Here is a 4,709-nt window from a genome sequence, read left to right as displayed (position 1 = left end):
ACTTTTCTACAGATTCTGAGTGTCACCATTTTCGAGAAAACGTCGTTTTTACAAATGGTTGAAGACAATGAAGAAGGTATACAACTCGACAACCATTGCAACCAATTGAAATTATTCGATTTTTAACCGGACACTAGTGAAAGCCAATATCTAAACGATAAGGGGGTGGCTTGGTGGAACGCCGGAAAATATCCTCGGGCGGAGGCCGCATTGAAAGAGGCGGTGGCGATTGCCGAGAAAGTTTATCTTCCCGATGGCGCCGATCTGGCCGCAACGCTAGGCTGAATCGACATTCACCTTGAACGGCCTGTCGGGCTATGGTTATCTGTCCATGAAGAGTTTCATTTCACCACCTCATGGACGATGGAATCATGACCAAGAGATACGAACTGAGTCAAAATCAGTGGGAGAAGATATCGGGATTTCTGCCCGGGAAAGCAGGAGATCCCGGCCGGACCGGGAAGGACAATCAACAGTTCGTCAACGGAGTTCTTTGGGTGTCGCGTTCTGGAGCCCGCTGGTCGGATTTGCCGGAGCGCTACGGAAAATACAAAAGTGTCCACAAGCGGTTCACCCGTTGGGCTGAGAAAGGGGTTTGGGAACAGATTTTCAATGTGTTGTCTGAAGACCCAGATAATGAATACCTGATGATAGACAGCACAATCGTTCGAGCCCACCAACAGGCGGCCACTGGAAAAGGGGGGGCAAGAATCAGGCGCTGGGGCGTTCCCGAGGAGGTCTGAGCACCAAAATCCATATGGCTGTGGATGGCCAGGGTCGCCCGCTTCGTTTTCTTCTGACTCCAGGCCAAGCCGCCGACATCACCATGGGCGAAGCGTTGATCAAGGGCTTCAATCCCAAGGCCGTCATTGCGGACAAAGGTTATGACAGCAATGAGTTGGTTGAAACGATCCAGAGAGTGGAGGGCATTGTCATCATTCCTCCAAGATCCAATCGCAAGGCTCCGCGCAGCTACGACAAAGAGGGGTACAAACAAAGAAACTTGATTGAGAGGGCATTCGGGAAATTGAAATAATTTCGGAGACTTGCAACCAGATACGATCGGAAAGATTGCAATTTCAAAGCGTTTTGGATGATCGCCGCTCTATCCTTCTGGTGTGCCTGAATGTCGATTCAGCCTAGTTAACCTGGCCAACGTTTATCTCCAACAAGCCCAATACGCAGACGCCATCCCCCTCTATGAACGGGCACTGAAAATACAGGAAAAAAGTCTGGGTAAATGGCATCCGGAGGCGGCCAAAACGCTGGGCAACCTGGCCATCCTCTACAAGAATCAAAGCCTCTACGCCAAAGCCAAATCACTCTATGAACGGTCACTGAAAATCCTGGAAAAAAGCCTGGGTAAAGAGCATCCAGAGGTGGCCGCAACGCTCAATAACCTGGGCGAACTCTACAGAGAACAAGGTCTCTACGCTAAAGCCGAACCGCTCTATGAGCGGGCGCTGAAAATCCAGGAAGAAAGCCTGGGTAAAGCGCATCCGGAGGTGGCCAAAATGCTCAATAACCTAGCCGACCTCTACAAGAATCAAGACCTCTACGCCAAAGCTGAACCACTCCTTGAACGGTCACTGATAATCAAGGAAAAAAGCCTGGGTGAAGAGCACCCTACGGTGGCGACAACACTGGCCAACCTGGCTGAATTTCATGAGAAGCAAAACCAGCTTGCCCAGGCTGAGCCACTTATTCAGCGTGCGGTAGGGATCATGGAGAAGAGCGCCCCTCAACACCCATTTACCGAAAGCATGCGGGGTGATCTCAAGCGCATACGCCAGGCGATGGGGCGGGCTGAGTAGGGGGGAGTGGTGATTCCACGCCGCTTGTTTTTCCTTCCGGCGCAGGTCTTGATGGATGGGGTTTTCAAGCTCAATCCATCCTTCCTTCCTTTTTTTGCTGACAGGCTCTGGGGTCGCTACACTTGCCCCCTCAGCCATTCCTTTCTGCCAGCTTCAGAGTCGGATACTGTTTCTTGAAAGATCAAAACGATACAATGGCCTTACCTTAAGCACGGGTCATCTTGCAATCAAACCCCAAATGGCGAGCTAAAAATGAGCGATTCCATCCCCCCATGCCCCCAATGTGACTCAGCCTACGCCTATGAAGATCGTGGCCTGCTGATCTGCCCTGAGTGTGGTCATGAGTGGACACCCAAAGCCGAAGCGACTGAAAGCGATGAATTCGTTGTCAGGGATGCCCATGGAAACCTTCTTCAGGATGGTGACCATGTCACCCTGATTAAAGATTTGAAGGTGAAGGGGGCTTCTTCCGTAGCCAAAATCGGCACCAAAGTGAAAATCAACCGGCTTGTTGATGGGGACCACAACATTGACTGCAAAATCACCGGTATCGGGCCGATGATGTTGAAGTCAGAGTTTGTCAAAAAGGCCTGAGAAGCGTTTTTTTTGAAAATAGTGGGGCATCAGAGAGGCTCTCCACATGATCAAGCTATCGGAGAAATCCATTCCGGGATGCGTGGTGCGATTTGATGGCAATCCCCATTTTTTTTAGCATGGTTTTTATCAGGGGAGCCAACACACCTCATCCATTCAAAAAGCCGGGCAAGCCCCGTTTGGAGGTGATTGATTTATCATGAAAGCCCGCAAAACAAAAGAGAGGCTCGTCTATTCCACCGAACAGGGAAAAATGTGTCCTGAGTGTGGTAAGCCCAGTTCAACTTGCATTTGCCGTGGAAAAAAATCGGCACCGCCCGCTGATGGCATCGTGCGGGTCTCCAGGGAAACCAAAGGCCGAAAAGGCAAAGGGGTTACCTTGATCAAGGGGGTTGCGATGGATTCAGCCGCTCTGATTCAACTGGGCAAAAAACTCAAAACAACCTGTGGCTCTGGTGGCACGGTTAAAAATGGCGTAATCGAAATCCAGGGGGATCACATTGAACGGGTGATGGCATATTTAAAGAAACAAGGACTGAAGGTTAAACGGGCTGGCGGATAAATGACGATGACCATGAACCAAACTGAACTCCATCCCACGTTGGCCAAGGATGGTATCACGGTGGGCTTTCTTTCGGCTTGCCAGGTGCTTTTAATCAATGACAGCCACTATCCCTGGCTCATCCTGGTGCCCGACCGTCCAGGATTGCGTGACCTGGATGAACTCACCGATATCGACAGGGCACTGGTCTACGGGGATATCCATCAAGCCTCCCAAGTGTTGCGGAGACTCTTCAATCCCACCAAACTCAATGTCGCCGCCTTGGGCAATATGGTTCCCCAGCTCCACATCCATGTGATCGCTCGATTTGAGGGGGATAAGGCCTGGCCCAAACCCGTGTGGGGTCTCCACCCCTCGGAGCCCTATCCGGATGACCTGTTGGCCAAGCGGTTGGAACAGCTTAAAGGGGCGTTTGGAGTCCCACAAACATGACCACCGACGGGATTGAAAAATTCCTCCAGGAGAAAAACGAAGCCCTCCTCGCCGATCTCGCCATCCACCTGATGCTGGATCCTGAAGAGATCCGTGAGCAAGTCGAACCTCTGATTGCAGCGGGTCGCGTGGAGCGGATCTGGTGACCCATGAAAAACGAACTCCGTGATCTTTGTGATTGCGACCGTGAGGAGGTGCTCCGATGGGTGGGGGGGTGAACCCCTTGGTTGCCCGGATCAATCGGCTTGGGGTTGGTGGGGACGATCCGACATGATTGCAGTACGATCCGTGGGGGTGACACCCTGCGGGTTGTGTGTATAAATCATCTCAATAGTGGGGAAAACATATGAAACGACGCATTGAAAACGTCAGGCGGTGGATGCCAGTCTTGTTGATGGTGCTGGTATTGCCAGCTCAATCCCTGGCAGACGAAGAAATCTCGATTGACTGCGCCAAAGCCATGGGTATGGTTGAGCTGAAATATTGTTCCGGTGAAGCGTATCGCCTGGCGGATGAAGATTTGAATAGTATGTGGAAGAGCGTCACGGCTGGTCTGGAGAAAAATTTCAAGAGAACCCTGATAGAAGCGCAACGGGCCTGGATAACATTTCGGGACCGCAACTGTGAGGCTGAAACCTTCCACAGCCAAGGCACAACGGGTTATATGGTCAACTATGATGTTTGCCTGGAGCGCATGACCCGTCATCGCACCGAGGAACTTCGAACTCTTCTGGAAGCCAATTAAATCTGGCTTATTCCAGTGGGTTTGTCATCAAAAGAGTGCGCAATCCATGAACTTCCGCCATCCCTGCGCCGCCTTTTTCATTTTTTCAACAGACACTTTCCCGGTAAAACGATCCCCATGACTTTTGATCCCAACAATCCCTGCCTGTTCTGCCACCCCCCTGCTGAGCAGGTGATTGATAAAAATGACCTGGCCATGCTCTACAGGGATGAACATCCAGTCAGTGAAGGGCACGCTTTAGCGGTCCCGATCCGACATGTGGCGGATTATTTTGACCTGCTCCCTGAGGAGCGGGAAGCGATTGAAAGGCTACTGCATCAAAAACGGCGGAAGCTGCTGGCCCGGGATCCCACCATCGCCGGCTTTAATGTCGGTGTGAACTGTGGCAAGGCAGCCGGTCAATCCGTTTTCCACGTTCATGTTCATCTCATTCCCCGTCGATTTGGTGATCATCCCAATCCCCAAGGGGGCGTCCGCCATGTTATCCCCAATAAGGCGAAATATTCGTCCGAAGACTGAATAATCACTCCCCCCGAATCGTTCATGACCAAAGCCGAGCCTG

At 51.5% G+C, this 4,709-nt stretch carries 7 protein-coding genes and 1 pseudogene; all 8 read left to right on the top strand.

The features are described 5' to 3' along the window. Window positions 1-371 precede the first annotated feature (371 nt). The 8 genes and pseudogenes from HQL52_20025 to HQL52_19990 all read left to right on the top strand — a co-directional run bounded on the left by HQL52_20025 (window position 372) and on the right by HQL52_19990 (window position 4,666). Window positions 372-1,126: pseudogene (locus HQL52_20025) on the top strand (IS5 family transposase). Next, on the top strand, window positions 1,119-1,814 hold the full coding sequence (locus HQL52_20020; GenBank protein MBF0371729.1) for a tetratricopeptide repeat protein: 696 nt from the start codon (window positions 1,119-1,121) through the stop codon (window positions 1,812-1,814). The pseudogene HQL52_20025 and the gene HQL52_20020 overlap by 8 nt, the downstream one beginning before the upstream one ends. A 252-nt stretch (window positions 1,815-2,066) precedes the next feature. Beyond that, window positions 2,067-2,408 (top strand): alkylphosphonate utilization protein, encoded by a 342-nt coding sequence (locus HQL52_20015; protein MBF0371728.1) that lies wholly within the window; start codon window positions 2,067-2,069, stop codon window positions 2,406-2,408. A 199-nt stretch (window positions 2,409-2,607) separates the two neighbouring features. Beyond that, a complete protein-coding gene (locus HQL52_20010) occupies window positions 2,608-2,970 on the top strand; it encodes a translation initiation factor Sui1 (protein MBF0371727.1) in 363 nt (120 codons plus the stop codon). Window positions 2,971-2,982: 12 nt separating this feature from the next. Continuing rightward, window positions 2,983-3,402, top strand: coding sequence for an HIT family protein (locus HQL52_20005; protein MBF0371726.1), 420 nt, complete (start codon window positions 2,983-2,985; stop codon window positions 3,400-3,402). Further along, complete coding sequence (locus tag HQL52_20000) at window positions 3,399-3,548, top strand: hypothetical protein (protein ID MBF0371725.1); 150 nt, start codon at window positions 3,399-3,401, stop codon at window positions 3,546-3,548. Before HQL52_20005 ends, HQL52_20000 begins: the two co-directional genes overlap by 4 nt. 200 nt (window positions 3,549-3,748) lie before the next feature. After that, on the top strand, window positions 3,749-4,147 hold the full coding sequence (locus HQL52_19995) for a DUF1311 domain-containing protein (GenBank protein ID MBF0371724.1): 399 nt from the start codon (window positions 3,749-3,751) through the stop codon (window positions 4,145-4,147). A gap of 117 nt (window positions 4,148-4,264) precedes the next feature. Next, the gene (locus tag HQL52_19990; protein ID MBF0371723.1) at window positions 4,265-4,666 is read left to right on the top strand and encodes an HIT family protein; all 402 of its coding nucleotides are present in this window, start codon (window positions 4,265-4,267) and stop codon (window positions 4,664-4,666) included. The last annotated feature ends 43 nt before the right edge of the window (window positions 4,667-4,709 follow it).

This window comes from Magnetococcales bacterium (assembly GCA_015232395.1).
Classification (GTDB): Bacteria; Pseudomonadota; Magnetococcia; order Magnetococcales; family JADFZT01; genus JADFZT01.
The sequence above is the reverse complement of the archived record's forward strand: the minus strand, read 5'-3'. Positions and strand labels throughout refer to the sequence as shown.